At 63.7% G+C, this 16,825-nt stretch carries 12 protein-coding genes, 1 tRNA gene and 2 pseudogenes; 11 read left to right on the top strand and 4 right to left on the bottom strand.

Annotated elements, in window-relative coordinates:
- Positions 1-52 precede the first annotated feature (52 nt).
- The 4 genes and pseudogenes from rpoC to MKI88_RS04945 all read left to right on the top strand — a co-directional run.
- Entirely contained in the window at positions 53-4,306 is a 4,254-nt protein-coding gene (gene rpoC, locus MKI88_RS04960) for a DNA-directed RNA polymerase subunit beta' (protein WP_241629850.1), read from the top strand.
- 467 nt (positions 4,307-4,773) lie between these two features.
- Complete coding sequence (locus tag MKI88_RS04955; protein WP_241629849.1) at positions 4,774-5,610, top strand: outer membrane protein; 837 nt, start codon at positions 4,774-4,776, stop codon at positions 5,608-5,610.
- A 142-nt stretch (positions 5,611-5,752) separates the two neighbouring features.
- Positions 5,753-6,142, top strand: coding sequence for a ribonuclease HI family protein (locus MKI88_RS04950; RefSeq protein WP_241629848.1), 390 nt, complete (start codon positions 5,753-5,755; stop codon positions 6,140-6,142).
- Between the two features lie 102 nt (positions 6,143-6,244).
- A pseudogene (locus tag MKI88_RS04945) lies at positions 6,245-6,595 on the top strand (YciI family protein); the annotation flags it as partial.
- 954 nt (positions 6,596-7,549) lie between these two features.
- On the opposite strand, the pseudogene MKI88_RS04940 reads toward MKI88_RS04945, so the two are convergent.
- Positions 7,550-7,882: pseudogene (locus MKI88_RS04940) on the bottom strand (SMR family transporter).
- A gap of 254 nt (positions 7,883-8,136) precedes the next feature.
- Between MKI88_RS04940 and dapB the strand changes: the two are divergent.
- From dapB to MKI88_RS04920, 4 genes are all read left to right on the top strand, one after another.
- Positions 8,137-8,865 (top strand): 4-hydroxy-tetrahydrodipicolinate reductase, encoded by a 729-nt coding sequence (dapB, locus tag MKI88_RS04935; protein ID WP_241629847.1) that lies wholly within the window; start codon positions 8,137-8,139, stop codon positions 8,863-8,865.
- Positions 8,862-9,536: an endonuclease III gene (nth, locus tag MKI88_RS04930; RefSeq protein WP_241629846.1), complete on the top strand. Its 675-nt coding sequence runs from the start codon at positions 8,862-8,864 to the stop codon at positions 9,534-9,536. Before dapB ends, nth begins: the two co-directional genes overlap by 4 nt.
- The gene (locus MKI88_RS04925) at positions 9,536-9,916 is read left to right on the top strand and encodes a hypothetical protein (protein WP_241629845.1); all 381 of its coding nucleotides are present in this window, start codon (positions 9,536-9,538) and stop codon (positions 9,914-9,916) included. The genes nth and MKI88_RS04925 overlap by 1 nt, the downstream gene beginning before the upstream one ends.
- A gap of 77 nt (positions 9,917-9,993) precedes the next feature.
- A tRNA-Arg gene (locus MKI88_RS04920) sits at positions 9,994-10,070 on the top strand.
- 28 nt (positions 10,071-10,098) lie between these two features.
- Here the strand turns inward: MKI88_RS04920 and MKI88_RS21510 are convergent.
- A complete protein-coding gene (locus MKI88_RS21510) occupies positions 10,099-10,344 on the bottom strand; it encodes an XRE family transcriptional regulator (protein ID WP_407073303.1) in 246 nt (81 codons plus the stop codon).
- Between the two features lie 189 nt (positions 10,345-10,533).
- Between MKI88_RS21510 and MKI88_RS04915 the strand changes: the two genes are divergently transcribed.
- Together MKI88_RS04915 and MKI88_RS04910 are read left to right on the top strand one after the other, a co-directional pair.
- Complete coding sequence (locus tag MKI88_RS04915) at positions 10,534-10,950, top strand: hypothetical protein (RefSeq protein ID WP_241629844.1); 417 nt, start codon at positions 10,534-10,536, stop codon at positions 10,948-10,950.
- The gene (locus tag MKI88_RS04910) at positions 10,947-12,482 is read left to right on the top strand and encodes a methyl-accepting chemotaxis protein (RefSeq protein ID WP_241629843.1); all 1,536 of its coding nucleotides are present in this window, start codon (positions 10,947-10,949) and stop codon (positions 12,480-12,482) included. Before MKI88_RS04915 ends, MKI88_RS04910 begins: the two co-directional genes overlap by 4 nt.
- A gap of 123 nt (positions 12,483-12,605) precedes the next feature.
- Here the strand turns inward: MKI88_RS04910 and MKI88_RS04905 are convergent, their stop codons facing one another.
- Both MKI88_RS04905 and MKI88_RS04900 read right to left on the bottom strand, forming a co-directional pair.
- Entirely contained in the window at positions 12,606-13,244 is a 639-nt protein-coding gene (locus MKI88_RS04905) for a response regulator transcription factor (protein WP_241629842.1), read from the bottom strand.
- A 3-nt stretch (positions 13,245-13,247) separates the two neighbouring features.
- Entirely contained in the window at positions 13,248-16,271 is a 3,024-nt protein-coding gene (locus MKI88_RS04900; RefSeq protein ID WP_241629841.1) for a sensor histidine kinase, read from the bottom strand.
- A 191-nt stretch (positions 16,272-16,462) separates the two neighbouring features.
- On the opposite strand from MKI88_RS04900, the gene MKI88_RS04895 reads away from it, so the two are divergent.
- A complete protein-coding gene (locus MKI88_RS04895) occupies positions 16,463-16,813 on the top strand; it encodes a hypothetical protein (protein ID WP_241629840.1) in 351 nt (116 codons plus the stop codon).
- Positions 16,814-16,825: the final 12 nt, after the last annotated feature.

The following is a 16,825-nucleotide window of genomic DNA, read 5'->3' as shown; positions in this document are numbered from 1 at the left end:
CAGGGCTTCCGATCCGCCCCGCCAGAGATTTGCCCTCCAGAGGGAAGAGAAAATGAACGAACTGACCAATTTCGCCAATCCGATGGCCAAGCCGGAGACCTTCGACCAGATCCAGATCGGGATCGCGTCACCGGACCGCATCCGCAGCTGGTCCTTCGGCGAGATCAAGAAGCCCGAGACGATCAACTACCGCACGTTCAAGCCCGAGCGTGACGGCCTGTTCTGCGCGCGCATCTTCGGCCCGATCAAGGACTATGAGTGCCTGTGCGGCAAGTACAAGCGCATGAAGTACAAGGGCATCGTCTGTGAGAAGTGCGGTGTCGAAGTCACGGTCTCGAAGGTCCGCCGCGAGCGCATGGGCCATATCGAGCTCGCAGCGCCCGTCGCGCACATCTGGTTCCTGAAGTCGCTGCCGTCGCGCATCGGCCTGCTGCTCGACATGCAGCTCAAGCAGCTCGAGCGCGTGCTGTACTTCGAAGCCTATATCGTCATCGAGCCCGGCCTGACCCCGCTCGAGAAGTTCTCGCTCCTCACCGAGGATGAGCTGCTCGATGCGCAGGACGAATATGGCGAAGACGCCTTCACCGCGGGCATCGGCGCCGAAGCCGTGCGCAAGATGCTCGAAAGCCTCGACCTCGAAGGCGAGCGTCAGGACCTTCTGAAGGAGCTGGCCGAGACCAAGTCGGAGCTGAAGCCCAAGAAGATCATCAAGCGCCTCAAGGTCGTCGAGAGCTTCATCGATTCGGGCAACCGCCCCGAATGGATGATCCTCGAAGTCGTCCCCGTGATCCCGCCCGAACTGCGCCCGCTGGTGCCGCTCGATGGCGGCCGCTTCGCGACCTCGGATCTGAACGACCTCTATCGTCGCGTCATCAACCGCAACAACCGCCTCAAGCGCCTCATGGAGCTGCGCGCGCCGGACATCATCGTCCGCAACGAAAAGCGCATGCTGCAGGAAGCCGTTGACGCGCTGTTCGACAACGGCCGCCGCGGCCGCGTCATCACCGGCGCCAACAAGCGTCCGCTGAAGTCGCTGTCCGATATGCTCAAGGGCAAGCAGGGCCGCTTCCGTCAGAACCTGCTCGGCAAGCGCGTCGACTATTCGGGCCGTTCGGTCATCGTGACCGGTCCCGAACTCAAACTGCACCAGTGCGGCCTGCCGAAGAAGATGGCGCTCGAGCTGTTCAAGCCCTTCATCTACGCGCGCCTCGACGCCAAGGGTCTGTCGATGACCCTCAAGCAGGCGAAGAAGTGGGTCGAGAAGGAGCGCAAGGAAGTCTGGGACATCCTGGATGAAGTCATCCGCGAGCACCCCGTCCTTCTGAACCGCGCACCGACGCTCCACCGCCTCGGCATCCAGGCGTTCGAGCCCGTGCTGATCGAGGGCAAGGCGATCCAGCTGCACCCGCTCGTCTGCTCGGCGTTCAACGCCGACTTCGACGGTGACCAGATGGCGGTCCACGTTCCCCTCTCGCTGGAAGCCCAGCTCGAGGCGCGCGTGCTGATGATGTCGACCAACAACATCCTCAGCCCCGCGAACGGCAAGCCGATCATCGTTCCCTCGCAGGACATGGTCCTCGGCCTCTACTATCTGTCGATGCTGAAGGAAGGCGAGCCCGGCGAGGGCATGCTGCTTTCGGACATGGCCGAGGTGCACCAGGCGATCAACGCCGGCGCCGTGACGCTGCACACCAAGGTGATCAGCCGCGTCCCGCAGACCGACGAGGACGGCAACCAGTACCTCAAGCGCTACGAGACGACGCCGGGCCGCATGCTGCTCGGCGAGTGCCTCCCCAAGAGCCACAAGGTGCCCTTCGAGACGGTCAACCGCCTTCTCACCAAGAAGGACATCGGCGACGTGATCGACGAGGTCTATCGCCACACCGGCCAGAAGGAGACCGTGCTGTTCGCCGACGCGATCATGGCGCTCGGCTTCCGTCACGCGTTCAAGGCGGGCATCTCGTTCGGCAAGGACGACATGATCATCCCCGGCGAGAAGATCGCGCTGGTCGATGAGACGCGCGAACTCGTGAAGGATTACGAGCAGCAGTATCAGGACGGCCTGATCACGCAGCAGGAAAAGTACAACAAGGTGATCGACGCATGGTCGCGTTGCGGTGACCAGGTTGCTGCCGCGATGATGAAGGAAATCCAGGCGGTCAAGAAGGACGAGAACGGCCGCGAAAAGCCGATCAACGCGATCTACATGATGGCGCACTCCGGTGCGCGTGGTAGCGCCGCGCAGATCAAGCAGCTCGCGGGCATGCGCGGCCTGATGGCCAAGCCTTCGGGCGAGATCATCGAGACGCCGATCATCTCGAACTTCAAGGAAGGCCTGACCGTCCTTGAATACTTCAACTCCACCCACGGCGCCCGCAAGGGTCTGGCCGACACCGCGCTCAAGACGGCGAACTCGGGTTACCTCACCCGCCGTCTGGTCGACGTCAGCCAGGATTGCGTCGTCATCGAAGAGGATTGCGGCACCAGCCGTGCGCTCGAGATGAAGGCCATCGTCCAGGGCGGTTCGACCATCGCGTCGCTCGGCGAGCGTATCCTCGGCCGTACCACGGCCGAAGACATCGTCGACAGCAAGACCAACGAGGTCGCGATCCCCGAGGGCACGCTGCTCGACGAGCCGATGATCGCCCAGATCGAGGCCATCGGCATCCAGTCGGTTAAGATCCGTTCGCCGCTGATCTGCGAGAGCAAGCAGGGCGTCTGCGGCAAGTGCTACGGGCGTGACCTCGCCCGCGGTACGCCGGTCAACATCGGTGAGGCTGTCGGCGTTATCGCGGCTCAGTCGATCGGTGAGCCGGGCACGCAGCTGACGATGCGTACCTTCCACATCGGTGGCGCGGCGCAGCTCAACGAGCAGTCGAACCTCGAGGCGGTTTCGGACGGTTCGGTCGAATATCGCGACCTGCGCGTGATCGTCGACAAGCGCGACCGCCGCGTCGTTCTGGCGCGTTCGGGCGAGCTGGCGATCATCGACAGCGAGGGCCGCGAGCGTGCGGTGCACCGCATCCCTTACGGTGCCTATGTCCTTGTCGACGACAAGGCGAAGGTCACCAAGGGCGACCGTCTGGCCGAGTGGGATCCGTTCACCATGCCGGTGATCACCGAGAACCCGGGTGTCGTGAAGTATCAGGACCTGATCGACAGCAAGACGCTGACCGAGCAGACCGACGAAGCCACGGGCATCGCCCAGCGCGTCGTGATCGAATATCGTGCGCCCACGCGTTCGAAGGAAGATCTCCGTCCGCGCCTGACGCTGCTTGACGCCAATTCGGGCGAGGCCGGCCGCTACATGCTGACGCCGGGCACCACGCTCTCGGTCGAGGACGGTGCGGAAGTCCATGCCGGTGACGTGCTGGCGCGTGCCAGCCGCGAAGCCGCCAAGACCCGCGACATCACGGGCGGTCTGCCGCGCGTGGCGGAGCTGTTCGAAGCGCGCAAGCCCAAGGAAAACGCGATCATCGCGAAGGTCTCGGGCCGCGTCGTCTTCGGCAAGGACTACAAGGCCAAGCGCAAGATCGGTATCCAGCCCGAGGACGGCGGCGAGGTCGTCGAGTATCTGATCCCGAAGTCCAAGGTCATCGACGTGCAGGAAGGCGATTACGTCAAGCGCGGCGACAACCTGATCGGCGGCTCGCCCGATCCGCACGACATTCTGGAAGTCCTCGGCATCGAGGCGCTTGCCGAATATCTCGTGTCGGAAATCCAGGAAGTCTATCGACTCCAGGGCGTGAAGATCAACGACAAGCACATCGAGACGATCGTTCGTCAGATGCTGCAGAAGGTCGAGATCACCGACGGCGGCGACACCACCCTGCTCGCTGGCGAGCAGGTCGATCGCGAGGAGATGGACGAGATCAACGAAAAGCTGCAGCCGGGCTACCAGCCGGCGCAGGGCAAGCCGGTGCTGCTCGGCATCACCAAGGCTTCGCTCCAGACGCGCAGCTTCATCTCGGCCGCATCCTTCCAGGAGACCACGCGCGTCCTCACCGAGGCTTCGGTCCAGGGCAAGAAGGACACGCTGATGGGCCTCAAGGAGAACGTGATCGTCGGTCGCCTCATCCCCGCCGGCACCGGTGCGGGCATGAACCGCCTGCGCGTCACCGCGACGAGCCGCGATGCAGCGCTTCGCGCCTCGCAGCGTGGCTGGCAGGAAAGCCTGATCGCGCCCGCCTCGGCGGCCGAAGAACATGCTGCCGAGCTGCGTCAGCCGATCGAGGCCGACACGGGCGATGATCCGCTCGCGGTCGTCGTCGCCGACACCGATGGTGAGGACGGCTCGGAAATCTAAGACCTTTGCCCTCGCGGCAAATATGGCCCCGCCGGAGCAATCCGGCGGGGCTTTTCTTTGTCCGGGTGTTCGGCGGTCACCGGCTTTGGGCTCAGGTCATTTCGATCCGCTCCGGCAGTGCTCCGGGCTTGCCCCGGAGCCCATGTTCGATGCGACGGCGCCCCCACCGCTCATCCTGAGGAGCCGTTGAGCGAAGTCGAAACGGCGTCTCGAAGGACGCACTATGCAAAGTCCTTCGAGACGGGCCTGCGCCTTCGCCGAGGGCGAAGTTTATCCTGAGCGACGCCACAGGCGGCGTCGAAGGGCTCAGCCCCTCCTCAGGATGAGCGTTGAATGCTCCAGACTTCCGCCCTCCCCCCGCATTCAGCCCCCGTTCAGGGCGCAGAGCCATTTTTCGCGCGCATGCGGGCGGAACGACGGCAATCAGCCGCAGTCGCGCGCCTGTTCGTTCAAGGGGTCCCATCACCATGAAATCCGTATGTCGTTTCGCGCTGGTACTCGCGCTGTCCGGTGCCGCCATCTCCCCCGCCCTCGCCCAGAGCAATGACGAGGAGGTCTGGACGGGCCCCTATGTCGGTCTCCAGGCCGGAGCGCGCTATGCCAGCGGCGCTTCGAACGAAACGCTCGTCTTCGACAAGGATCTCGACGGCCAGTTCGACGACATGATCGCCACCACCGCGGCGCCCACCGCCGATCTGTTCGCACCAGGCTATTGCGACGGACGTGCCGCGGGTGACCGCGTCGGCGCCGGCTGCTTCAAGGACAAGGACAAGTTCGATATCGCGGCGCACGCGGGTTACGACAAGCAGTTCGGCAATATCGTCGTCGGGCTCGTCGCCGAATATCGCTATCCCAGCCTGACCGACAGCGTTTCGGGCTTCACCAGCACGCCCGACGCCTATGTCTTCCGCCGCAAGCTCCAGCACGAAGTCGGCCTGCGCGCGCGTGCGGGCGTCGCGGCGCGCAATGCGCTGTTCTACGTCACGGGCGGCGGCGCCTGGGGCAAGTTCAAGAGCGACTTCATCACGAGCAACGACGACAACAAGTTCGTGGGCTCGGGCAAGTCTGGCGCATGGGGCTGGAAGGCCGGCGCGGGCGTCGAGCAGAAGCTGACCCCCTATATGTCGCTCGGCGTGCAGTATCTCTACACCAAGCTCAGCCCCAAGGACTTCACGGTCCGCGCCTCGGGCGGCACCGCGGGCAATCCCTTCATCACCACCAACGCCGCGGGCACCGACATCCGCCGCTCGGGCACCGATTTTTCAAGCTCGACCTTCGCGGCGACGATCAACTGGCGCTTCTGATGTAACGAAAGGGCCGGCCATAGTGGCCGGCCCATTTCTTTGGCGCGGTGTGAACACAACGTCGCCGCAGCCCGAAGGCGCCCTCTTGCCTCGGCAACGCTGCTCCGTGAAAAGGATCGTCCTCTACGCATGAGCAGGGACGATGCCAAAGGGTCGGTTGAAACTCTTTTTCGATGGCGGCTGCCGCCCCAACCCGGGAACCATGGAACTCGCGGTGGTCGCGAGGGGCGTTGTCTATCACCAGCCCGACATGGGTCATGGGACGAACAACGACGCCGAATGGCTCGCGCTCATCCACGCCCTGGAAATCGCGCACTCATTGGGGGCGACCGAAATAGAACTGGTCGGGGACTCCGCGCTTGTGGTCAATCAGGCCGCCGGGCTCTGGAAATGCCGCGGTGCTGACCTTCGCGAGCACCACGACACATTCACGTCGCTGGCCGATCGGTTCTCGCGCATCCGCATCAGGCACGTCAAACGATCGCAAAATCTCGCCGGGATAGCCTTGTCCAAAAGGCGTGATGGCCTTTGACGGTGCGCGAAAAATTTTCTCGGGCCTGTCGATTTCGGCGAAGTTCGTTCGTCTTGAAAGCAGGAGGCCGCTCACGGCCCCGATGCAGCACAGGAGAAGCCAATGCGTGTCATGGTGATGGTCAAGGCGACCAAAGACAGCGAAGCCGGCGCGATGCCCACGACCGAGCTGGCCGACGCGATGACCAGATACAATGAGGAGCTGGTCAACGCGGGCATCATGCTTGGCGGCGAGGGCCTGAAGCCATCGTCGGTGGGCAAGCGCGTCGCGTTCGACGGCCCGGGCCGTACCGTGATCGATGGCCCGTTCGCCGAGACGCGCGAACTTGTTGCGGGCTACTGGCTCTGGGAAGTGAAGGACATGGCCGAGGCGGTCGAGTGGGTGAAGCGCTGCCCCAATCCGATGCCGGGTCCCAGCGAGATCGAGATCCGGCCGGTCGTCCAACTGTCCGATTTCGGCGACGCTGTCACAGCTGAAATCGTCGAGCGGGAGGAACAGCTGCGCAAGCGGCTCGAGCAGCGCTGAAGCCAGCTGTGCGCGGCACCACCGGACGCCGGAGCGGATGCATGTCAGCTCCGGCGCAGCGATATAAGTGGTCAGCGCGGCGGAATTGTTGGGGGAAGCAGGCGCTGCGTCACTTCGTCACCCGGGGCTTGCCCCAGGGTCCCGCCGTGAGCTGACTGTCAGGATTTTGTATCCGCTTTTGAGTGCGGCAACGTCCGAAAAGTCGGGGTAAACTGACAGTCTGCTATGTAAATCCCGAATTTGTGCGATAAATCGATAACGGTTGCACAAGTACGGAGCGAGACATGAGGTACCTCGGCGGATACGCGCTCCTATTTGGGATGCTTGTAATCAGCCCAGTTCAGTTAGGCGCTAAGGCTCCAAATTTACGGGAAACGATCGGAGGATGGAGCGTCGCCAAGCTCACTAATTCCTGCGCTGCGTCTATTAATGCACCTGACGGCACTCACATTGGCTTCCATAGCCGAGGTCAAAGGCCGCTTACGCTCATGCTATCAAACTCGAATTGGCAATGGTCCAAATGGCGTGAACAATATGCCGTTACGATTCAATTCATTAGTGACAATGACCCAATCGAACAAATTTCCTTGACCGCCGAAGGGACCTTTGTAGGCGAACCCGGACTGATGGTGCCCTTGCCGAATGAGCTTTCCGATCAAAAACTATCAAGAGCTGACACTATGAAACTCTCGCGGGAACAGGGAGATATAGGCAGCTATCAATTGTACAAGGCAGACGAAATGCTGTCGTGGCTTAGGCAATGTATAGGCGGCACAGGATCGCCACCAAACGCACCCAGTTAGCCGCTGACTAATTTCCGCAATACCGGCGCGTCCGGACTGTCCGCTTATCGTGACAACAAACACGCGCCCTGCCAGGCACCTAATGCCTCGCCGATTGCGAGAACAGGTTGATCACCGCTACTCCCGCGATGATCAGCGCAATCCCGGCAAGGCCCGGCAGATCGATCCTCTGCCCGTACAATGCCCAGGCCACGCCCGTGACGAGAATGATCCCCACACCCGACCAGATCGCATAGGAAATGCCCACGGGGATTGTCTTCAGGGTCAGCGACAGTGCGTAGAAAGCGATGGCATAGCCGATCACCACCACCGCGCTCGGCCCGATGCGCGTGAAGCTCTCCGACGCCTACAGCGCGGAGGTAGCGACCACCTCGGCGAGGATCGCGATTCCGAGACAGACATACGCGTTCATGCCTCCTGTTGAAGCAGCCCGGCGCGCAGGCCGCAAGGCCGACGCGCAGGGCCTTTCGTCCCGCAGCGCTGTCCTACACGCGGCCTTGCTGTCATGCTGGCTCACGGACGCGTCTGGCTCGATCGCGGGGGAAGGTCGACAATATGCGCGTTTGTGAGAAATGTGTGAATCTAAGTGAATCTAAGCCGTCGCCGGACGTGGACAGGGCCAGCCGCCTCGCCCATAGCCGGCCGCGAAAGGACGGGTGCAAGGGCATGACGAAGATCGGGATTTACGGCAGCGAAGGGCGGATGGGACACGCCATTCGCGAGGCGATCGGTGCGGCGGGCGCGGAGTATGCGGGCGGTGTCGATGCGGGCGGTGATCCGATGGCGCTGGCGCATGCCGCCGATGTGCTCGTCGATTTCTCGGTGCCCTCGGCGCTGGTCGGCAATCTCGGCGCGGCGGTCGCTGCAGGCAAGCCGATCGTCGTGGGCACCACGGGGCTCACCGCCGATGATCTCCAGAATGTGGACGATGCCGCGCAGCATGTCGCGGTGCTCCAGACGGGCAATACCTCGCTCGGCGTCACGCTGCTCGCGGCGCTGGTGAAGCAGGCGGCGGCGCGGCTCGGGCCCGACTGGGACATCGAGATCGTCGAGATGCACCACCGTCACAAGGTGGACGCGCCCTCGGGGACCGCGCTGCTGCTTGGCGAGGCGGCGGCCGGGGGGCGCGGCGTCGATCTCGCGACGCACAGCGACCGTGGGCGCGACGGGCAGACGGGCGCACGCAAGGAGGGCCAGATCGGTTTTGCAGCACTTCGGGGCGGTTCGGTCGCGGGCGATCACATGGTGATCCTCGCGGGCAATGGCGAGCGGATCGAGCTCGGCCACCGCGCCGAGAGCCGCGCGATCTTCGCACAGGGCGCGGTCAGGGCGGCGCTCTGGCTCGCGGGCAAGCCTGCGGGGCGTTACCGTATGGCGGACGTGCTCGGACTGTGAAGAAGGCCGATATCGTCGAGTTCTTCGCGCGGCTGGCCGAGGACAATCCCGCGCCCGAGACCGAGCTCGAATATGTCAACGATTTCACGCTGCTCGTCGCGGTGGTGCTCTCGGCGCAGGCCACCGATGTCGGCGTGAACAAGGCGACGCGCCGGCTGTTCCAGGAGGTCCAGACCCCCGAGGCGATGGTCGCATTGGGCGAGGACGGGCTGAAGGAACACATCAAGACGATCGGCCTGTTCAATGCGAAAGCGAAGAACGTCATCGCTCTGTCCGAACAGCTGATCGCCGAACATGGCAGCGAGGTCCCCGCCGATCGCGATGCGCTCGAACGCCTGCCCGGTGTGGGGCGCAAGACCGCGAACGTCGTGATGAACTCGGCATTCGGCGCGGAGACCTTCGCGGTCGACACGCACATCTTCCGTGTCGGCAACCGCACGGGCCTTGCCCCCGGCAAGACGCCACTCGCGGTCGAGAAGAAGCTCGAAAAGGCGGTTCCCCAGCCCTTTCGCCTCCACGCGCATCACTGGCTGATCCTTCACGGCCGCTATGTCTGCAAGGCGCGCACGCCCGAATGCTGGCGCTGCAAGGTCGCGGATCTCTGTGCGTTCAGGCCCAAGTCATCTGCGCCGAAGCAGAATCGCGCGGCAAAGCTCAAAGGAGACATGTGATGCGCGCGCTTGCCGTCGTTGCCACCCTCGCACTTCTCGCCGCGGGCGGTTCCGTCCAGGCGAAGAAGGACCGCAACGCAATTCCCGTCGCGACGCCCAAGGGCGAGGCGGTCAGCTGCATTCCGATCATCCAGATCCGCAACACCCGCGTCCACGGCGACAAGACCATCGATTTCCACATGACGGGCGGCAGGGTCTATCGCAACGAGTTGCCGCACGAATGCGGCTCGCTGGGCTTCGAGGAACGCTTTTCCTACAAGACTTCGATGAGCCAGCTCTGCTCGACCGACATCATCACGGTGCTGCATTCCCCGCCCGCAATCCAGGGCCCGAGCTGCGGCCTCGGCAAGTTCCAGCCCGTCGAGCTCGCCGGCAAGTGATCGGCGCGGCGTCATGAAACCCCTCGCCAAGCGCAACCGGCTTTGCTAAGCGCGCTTCACACGCTGCGAAGCGCCACGCACCCATAGCTCAGCTGGATAGAGCGCTGCCCTCCGAAGGCAGAGGCCAGAGGTTCGAATCCTCTTGGGTGCGCCATTTGCTGAAAGCCTCAGAAATAGCCGCGCTAAATAGCAGCATGAGTATGTTGGGCGTTAAATGCAAAATGGGCCGTTGTCGGTCCGACAAGCCTGCCTTCGCTTGACGCTTCAAAATGACCGCACGTCAGCTGTGAAAGCTTAGCCTGAGAAATACCCATGCAAGCGGTGGCGCGTCGCTGGCTTATCCCAGCTTCTCGTATCACCTTCGAGATTCGGATCGCCAGCTTGGCCTTGGCGACAAAGATGGCATCAAGCCCAAGTTCGTCAAACACACTCGTATCGGCGAGGTGATGTGACCGATATCCATGTCAATTTTCCTTTTTCTCTGCCTCCGGCGGCAACTCACGGTAATCAACGCGTCCCCAATCCTTTTAAGAAGAATTGGGCTCGTTCACCTTCAAACGTCCTATAATTCGTAAGCGGGCAAGCACGTCCGGCAGGTTCGATATGGATGCAAGCACATGAGTCCTGATTGCGGGACAACGCGTTTCGGGCAGTGTCCGTCCTGTCCAGCCGCCTCCAAAGCTCTCGATCATGACGACGAGATCCGTTCACGCGACGGAATTTCCCGCTTGTTGCGCACTCTCCATCTGATCGTGCTCTTGGCGCTGACCGCGGTATGGATTGCTCCGCCGGCCAGCGGCCAGATGCTGGCCGTCCCCCTGGAGCTGGCATCGCCGGGTCAGACCGCCGCCTGGGCGACAAGGCATGGCGCCCGCCTGCTCGGCCCCGGTCCATTGCCCGGATCCTATGTCATCCACGGCGAACGGTCGTCGTTGCTTGTTCCCGCCCTCACCAATCAAAAGCTGCTGCTTGCCGCCACCCCCGCCGCATGCGGGGAGGCGCCCGAGCAAGCGACTGTCCCTGGAAAACGATGATGAACACCCTGTCTCTCGGCACCGTCCGCCGCAACGGCCTGCGTCTGCTCACCGTTCTTCTATACACCCTCTGCCTGGTCGCCATTCTCGGCGCATTCTTCATGGGAGGAGACAAATATTGGACGATAGCGCCGGCCCTGCTGCTACCCGTCTATCCCACATGGCTGGTGATGCGCGGCGACCAGGGCTGCGCGGCGCGGATGTGGGTCAGCGCCACGGTGGCCGCCGCTCCGGCGCTACTGCTACAGTTGTTCGAAGGTCATGTGTGGCAGGTCGATCTGCACATGATCTTCTTTGCCGTGCTCGCGATGATCTCGGTACTGTGCGATCGCCGCGCCTTGATGGCGGCAACAGCCGTCGTGGCCGTCCATCATCTCGTCTTCGGCCTGCTCGTGCCGACCTGGGTGTTCTTCGGCGAGGGCAATCTCTGGCGCATCCTGCTTCACGCCGTGATTCTGCTAGCCGAGGCCGCGACGCTGTGCTGGATAGCGGCCAAGGTCGTCGATCTGCTGCACCATGTCGAAGCGGAGGCGAAGGCTCGATCGGCGGTCGAGGCGAAAGCCCGGGCGGAGCAGGCTAATCAGGCAGAAGCACTCAACCGCACGGTCGCATTGCTCGGCGACGGACTCGACGGACTTGCCGGCGGCGATCTCACCGTCCGCATCGGGCAGGATTTCCCCGCAGGATACGGGGCGCTCCGGCAATCGTTCAACAGCGCAGTCGAAAAGCTGGGGCTGCTCGCGGGCAGCCTGTCGCGCGGCATCATCAGCATCCGGGCCAGCACCGAGGGGATCACCGACGCATCACGTGCGCTTTCCCGTCAGTCGGAAACCAGCGCCGCGTCGCTCGAACAGATTTCGGCTGCGGTCGGCGAACTTGACGAGCGGCTCCGGGACATCGCGGTCGGTGGCGACCGCATGCAGGAGCAGGCCAATCTCGCCGGCGATGCCATGGCGCACGGCCGCGCAGTGACGGAAGAAGCCGTGGTAGCAATGCGGCGCATACGCGAAAGCGCGATCGGCATCGACGCGGTGATCGAAGGCGTGGACAAGATCGCCTTCCAGACACGCGTGCTGGCCATGAACGCTGCAGTCGAAGCCGGACGGGCCGGCGATGCCGGCCGCGGCTTCGCGGTCGTGGCCGATCTGGTTTCGGCGCTGGCCATGCGCGCCGAAGAAGAGGCGAAGCACGCGCGCGACCAGTTGACCGTCACGCAGGCCGATATCGGTTCAGCGGCCGAGGCGGTCCGCCGCGTCGATACTGCTCTGGTGAACATTTCGGGCAATTTCAGTTCGGTCCACGCTTTGGTGGATGGAATGACCGAAGACAACAAGACGCAAGCGCATACGCTCAACGAGATTACGTCCACGCTCTCCTCTATGATCGGCGCGGTCCAGGGTAATGCAGCTATGGCCGAGGAAGGCTCGGCCGCCACTCTGAACCTGATGAGCGAGGTCATCAACCTCGCAGCCCTTGCCGACGAATTCCGGGTCGAAAACGCGCCTGCATCGACCGTCAAACTGGCGGCCTAGACCTGATGACATCCTCGGTATGAGATGGTTCGCTCTGTGCGCGGCGGCTTCATCGACGTGAAAACGGAACCGTCGAAACGGACAAATGCCTGCCGTCCTCGGGCGTGTCCGCGAGATGGCAGGCTAAATTTCGATGAAACCGCGCCTGGCCGCGATCGCGACGGCGTGCGCCCGGTCGGACGCATCGAGCTTGGCGAAGATGCTCTTCATATGCGCTTTCACGGTATCCTCCGAGATCGAGAGCTGCCATGCGATCTGCTTGTTGGCGTTGCCGCCGGCGGCGAGTTGAAGCACCGAAATCTCCCGGTCGCTCAGTTCTTCGTCTCCGAGATGAGCCGCAATCTCGCACGCGATGTCCGGAGGAACCCGGCGTTGTCCGGCATGCACCGCCCGAATCGTGTCGAGCAACTCCCGGCGCACCGCATTCTTGAGCAGATAGCCGACGGCCCCCGCCTTGAGCGCGCGCACGGCCTTGTTCTCATCAGCGTAGGTCGTGAGGACTATAATCCGCGCGGCGGCGAATTCGGCGCGAATGGCCGCGATCGTCTCGATTCCGCCCATTAGCGGCATCTGCAGATCCATCAGCGTCACATCGGGCCGAAAACGACGAAAGAACTCGACGGCCTCGACACCGTTCGAAGCTTCGGCGACCAGTTCGATATCGGGCTGGGGCTGGATGAGCGCTGCGAGGCCATCGCGAAGCAACGGATGATCGTCGACCGTCATCAGCTTGATGGTACGAGCCCGTTTTGGTGCGGCCATCCTTCAATCCCCGAGCGGCAAGCGGCAACGGAAGAGGCGCTTGCCGCCCCGCGCCTTGTGCACATAGGCTATGGATGCCGGCACCGTCAGTGTCACCTGGGTGCCGCCGCCGGGTCGGCTCGCGATCGAAAAGCTGCCCCGGACAACCTCGGCCCGCTCGCGCATCCCCGTCATCCCGAAATGGTTATGCCGCCCTCCGCGGGCGATCAGCTCGGGCGCGATTCCAACCCCGTTATCGGCAATTTGCAACAGGAATTCGCGTGAATGATAGACGATGCTCACCACGATCTTCTGAGCGGCGGAATGACGGATCGCATTGAGAATGGCCTCGTCTCCGATACGGAGGATTTCGGCGCGGACGACCGGGTGCAGCGGACGCGGATGCCCCTCGGTGACAAGCTGGAACGCGCCCGCATTCGTCGGTGCGCTGTGCGCGGCCGTGCCGGCGAAATGCTGCGCGACATCGTCGTCGGTCGGTCCGGTCCGAAGGTTGCGCACCCGGTCGCGCCCTTCTGCGAGCGCTGTGTCGGCGAGATCCAGCGCTTCCTCCAGATTGGCGCGCGCGCGATGCGACGCCGGGAGCATGTCGATCGCCGACTGGAATCGATATACCAGGCCCTGAAAGCCCTGCAGCAAGGTGTCATGGAGCTCGCGCGCGATACGTTCGCGCTCGCGCAGACGTTCTTCAAGTTGCAGCCGGATCGTCGATGCGACCTGACGCATTCGCATCGAGTAGAGCAGCCAGCCGCCAGCGAGCAGCGCGCCGGCGATGATGATCTTGAACCAGATGCTCTGGGCGAAGGTCGGGGGAATGACGACTGTCAGCGTCGCGCCCGTCCGGTTCCAGACGCCATCATTGTTGGCGGCGATGACCCGGAAACGATAGCGACCAGGTCCAAGGCCGGTGTAGAAGGCCTGCCGCCGCAACCCGGGATCGACCCATCCCGCATCGATGGTCTCGAGCTGGTAACGGAAGCGCACGCGGTCGGGTATCGCGAGACTAAGCGCCGTATAATCGATCTGAAAGCTGGTCGTCCCGGCAGGAAGGTCGATCGCCGAAAGCCCCGCGAATGATTGCCCCGCGGCGACGAGCCGGGTGATCGACACCGGAGGTGGGAGGGGATTTCGCGAGAGATGCCGGGGATCCATCCACGCGACGCCATGACTGGTTACGAACCACAGCTTGCCGTCGGTCGTCGAGATCACGGTAGGCGTATTCGAATCCTGTTGCGCGACCCCCGGCAGCCCGTCATCGAGATCGAAGAGCGCCGTGCGCACCGGGCGGCCGGGATCGGCGAAGGCCGACGCCATGTCCGCGGCCGTCACCCGGACCACCCCTTTGAGGCCATTCAGCCAGATCGCACCGTCGGCGCCCTTTGCAATCCCCGAAAGCCGGCTCAGCAGCGGATGCCGATCCGACCGCAGTGTCTGGAAGCGCCGCCCGTCGAAACGCGCGACGCCGAAGTCGCCAACCGCATAGACCTCGTCGTCGACCGCCGCGACAATTTCGATGCTGCCGACCGTCAGACCGTCTTTCCCCGAAAAGACCGTCTGGCGCGCCCCGTCGAGCAATACCAGATGATCTTCATAGTTGAGCCATAGCCGCTCCCCGGCGTCGGAAACCATTTGTACGGGCGCCCGCCGCAGGGTGCCGAGCGGTGCCGGAGCGCGCTCCCACCCCTTCGCGTCCTTGCAGAAGACGCCTTGATCGAGCACCGAAGCGCAGAGAAGCCCGCCGCTGGTCTCCAGCCACCCGACAACGCCGCCCTTGACGCCGCCCGGAAGCGTGACGAAGCGCAATCGCGAACCTTCGAGACGGGCGAAGCCGTGTTCGAAGCCCACCCAGACTCCGTTCGACCGGTCGACATAAAGCGATCTGGGCCGTCCTTCGAGGCGGGCGATCGGTTCAGCCTCGCGATCGGCATGGACTTTGAACAACCTGTCGCCGGTGAGCACATAGACCGTGCCGTTCTGGCCTGCCGCCGCCTGGAAGCCCTGACGTGACGTGGCCGGCAAGCCTGGCGCCGCGACCGTATTGGTTTGCCGGAAACGATCGAGGCCGAGATTGGTGCCGACCCAGATATTCCCCTCACGATCTTCAAGCAGCGGACTGGCGATGTCCGAACTCAGTCCGTCGCCCAAGGTGAATCTCTCGACGGATGGGTGAAGCGAAGCACGATCCGTCGCGCTACGCCGCGCTGCCGCAATCCGGAAGATGCCGCCGCGCGTGCGCGCGCCCCAGAGGACGTTGTCGCGATCGACCCAGATCGGCTCGCCGCTGCCCTCGAGGCTGGGTGAGACCGGGCCGGGCGGTGCGCCTTTCACGCCTGCCGGTTGAAGCGCAGGAGCGATCGCATGAACAGGCAGCGCCCCGCCGGGCGACAGCCAGATACGGCCATCGCGGGCCTGAAAGATGCGCGCGCGTTCGAGAGCGGGCTCCCCCGTTCGTTCGAATGTTCGCGCCTTCGGCCGCAGCACCCAGAGCCAGCCGCCTGTCGCCGCCCAGATCGATCCGTCGCGCGCAGCGAGCACGCTCGACACGCCGCCAGGCGGAAGCCCCCGGCTTTGCCCGACCATTGTCCACCGACCGTTCGCATAGCGCGCCAGCCCGCCTCGGCGGCGCCCCATCAGGGCGGCCCAAATGTCGTTGTTCCGGCCCCCGGCGATCTGCAGCACCGACGCGCCAGCTACCCCGGGCGAAAATGTGGTCAGCCTTCCACCGCGAAGCCTCGATATCTGACCTGCTTCAAAGCCGATCCACAAATCGCCCTGGGGATCGGCGAACAAGGCGTTGATGTTCGCCGATGGCAAGCTTTCGCCCGCGACAGGCCGGAATTCTTCGAACCGCACGCCATCGAACCGGTAGAGTCCACCGCCTGTTCCGAGCCAAAGATAGCCATCCGCCGATTGCGCGAGCGCCCAGATATCGGGCGGCGCACCATCCTCGATCGTCCAGGCGGTGTGATGGAGCTGGCCGAGGCCCCGTTGCGGATCGAGCGCGCGTGCAGGCGGGTTGGCAGCGAGCATGAGCGCGCCGATGATCCAAACGCATGATCGTCCCCCGCCGCGCATGCCGATGTCCTATATCTCCTCGCAGACGGTGTCGATTGGGAGCGGCCATGCCCCGTCTGCCGTGCGCACGGCAAACCCGAAAGAGTTACTGTTCTACCCCCCTTTCCGGCGTAGCGAAGCCGGGGTGCCATTCCTAATCTCAGGTCATGACCAGGAGCTTCTTTCAGTATCCGACGGGGCTGGTTGGATGGGCTCTCTTACTTCTCCGCCTGTCGGTGGCCGCGGCGCTGGCCGTCGGCGCGACACTTGCCGCCGCGCCCTGGGTGGAGTGGCCGGTACTTCTGATCGTTGCGATGCTCGTACTGGGCGCCCTGACACGGATCGCGGGCGCGTGCGGACTGATCGCAGCGGCGCTGATCGGTGCAGATATTGGCGGGCAGCTCGGTTTGTTCGCGCTGTTGCACGGGCTCGCATCGCTCGCGCTCTCGATGATCGGCGCGGGCGGTTACTCGATCGACGCGCGGATCTTCGGCCGCAAGGTCATAGCGCTGGAATAGGGCCGCCCGCGA

Origin of the sequence: Sphingomonas sp. LaA6.9, from assembly GCF_022601895.1 — a bacterium.
Lineage (GTDB): Bacteria > Pseudomonadota > Alphaproteobacteria > Sphingomonadales > Sphingomonadaceae > Sphingobium_A.
The sequence above is the reverse complement of the archived record's forward strand: the minus strand, read 5'-3'. Positions and strand labels throughout refer to the sequence as shown.

Excerpts from the sequence above, each read along its gene's own strand:
- MKI88_RS04895 (WP_241629840.1), top strand. The coding sequence starts at position 16,463 with ATGACCAGGAGCTTCTTTCAGTATCCGACGGGGCTGGTTGGATGGGCT.
- MKI88_RS04905 (WP_241629842.1), bottom strand. The coding sequence starts at position 13,244 with ATGGCCGCACCAAAACGGGCTCGTACCATCAAGCTGATGACGGTCGAC.
- MKI88_RS04955 (WP_241629849.1), top strand. The coding sequence starts at position 4,774 with ATGAAATCCGTATGTCGTTTCGCGCTGGTACTCGCGCTGTCCGGTGCC.
- MKI88_RS04915 (WP_241629844.1), top strand. The coding sequence starts at position 10,534 with ATGAGTCCTGATTGCGGGACAACGCGTTTCGGGCAGTGTCCGTCCTGT.
- MKI88_RS04910 (WP_241629843.1), top strand. The coding sequence starts at position 10,947 with ATGATGAACACCCTGTCTCTCGGCACCGTCCGCCGCAACGGCCTGCGT.
- MKI88_RS04900 (WP_241629841.1), bottom strand. The coding sequence starts at position 16,271 with ATGCTCGCTGCCAACCCGCCTGCACGCGCGCTCGATCCGCAACGGGGC.
- MKI88_RS04925 (WP_241629845.1), top strand. The coding sequence starts at position 9,536 with ATGCGCGCGCTTGCCGTCGTTGCCACCCTCGCACTTCTCGCCGCGGGC.
- MKI88_RS04950 (WP_241629848.1), top strand. The coding sequence starts at position 5,753 with ATGCCAAAGGGTCGGTTGAAACTCTTTTTCGATGGCGGCTGCCGCCCC.
- rpoC (WP_241629850.1), top strand. The coding sequence starts at position 53 with ATGAACGAACTGACCAATTTCGCCAATCCGATGGCCAAGCCGGAGACC.
- dapB (WP_241629847.1), top strand. The coding sequence starts at position 8,137 with ATGACGAAGATCGGGATTTACGGCAGCGAAGGGCGGATGGGACACGCC.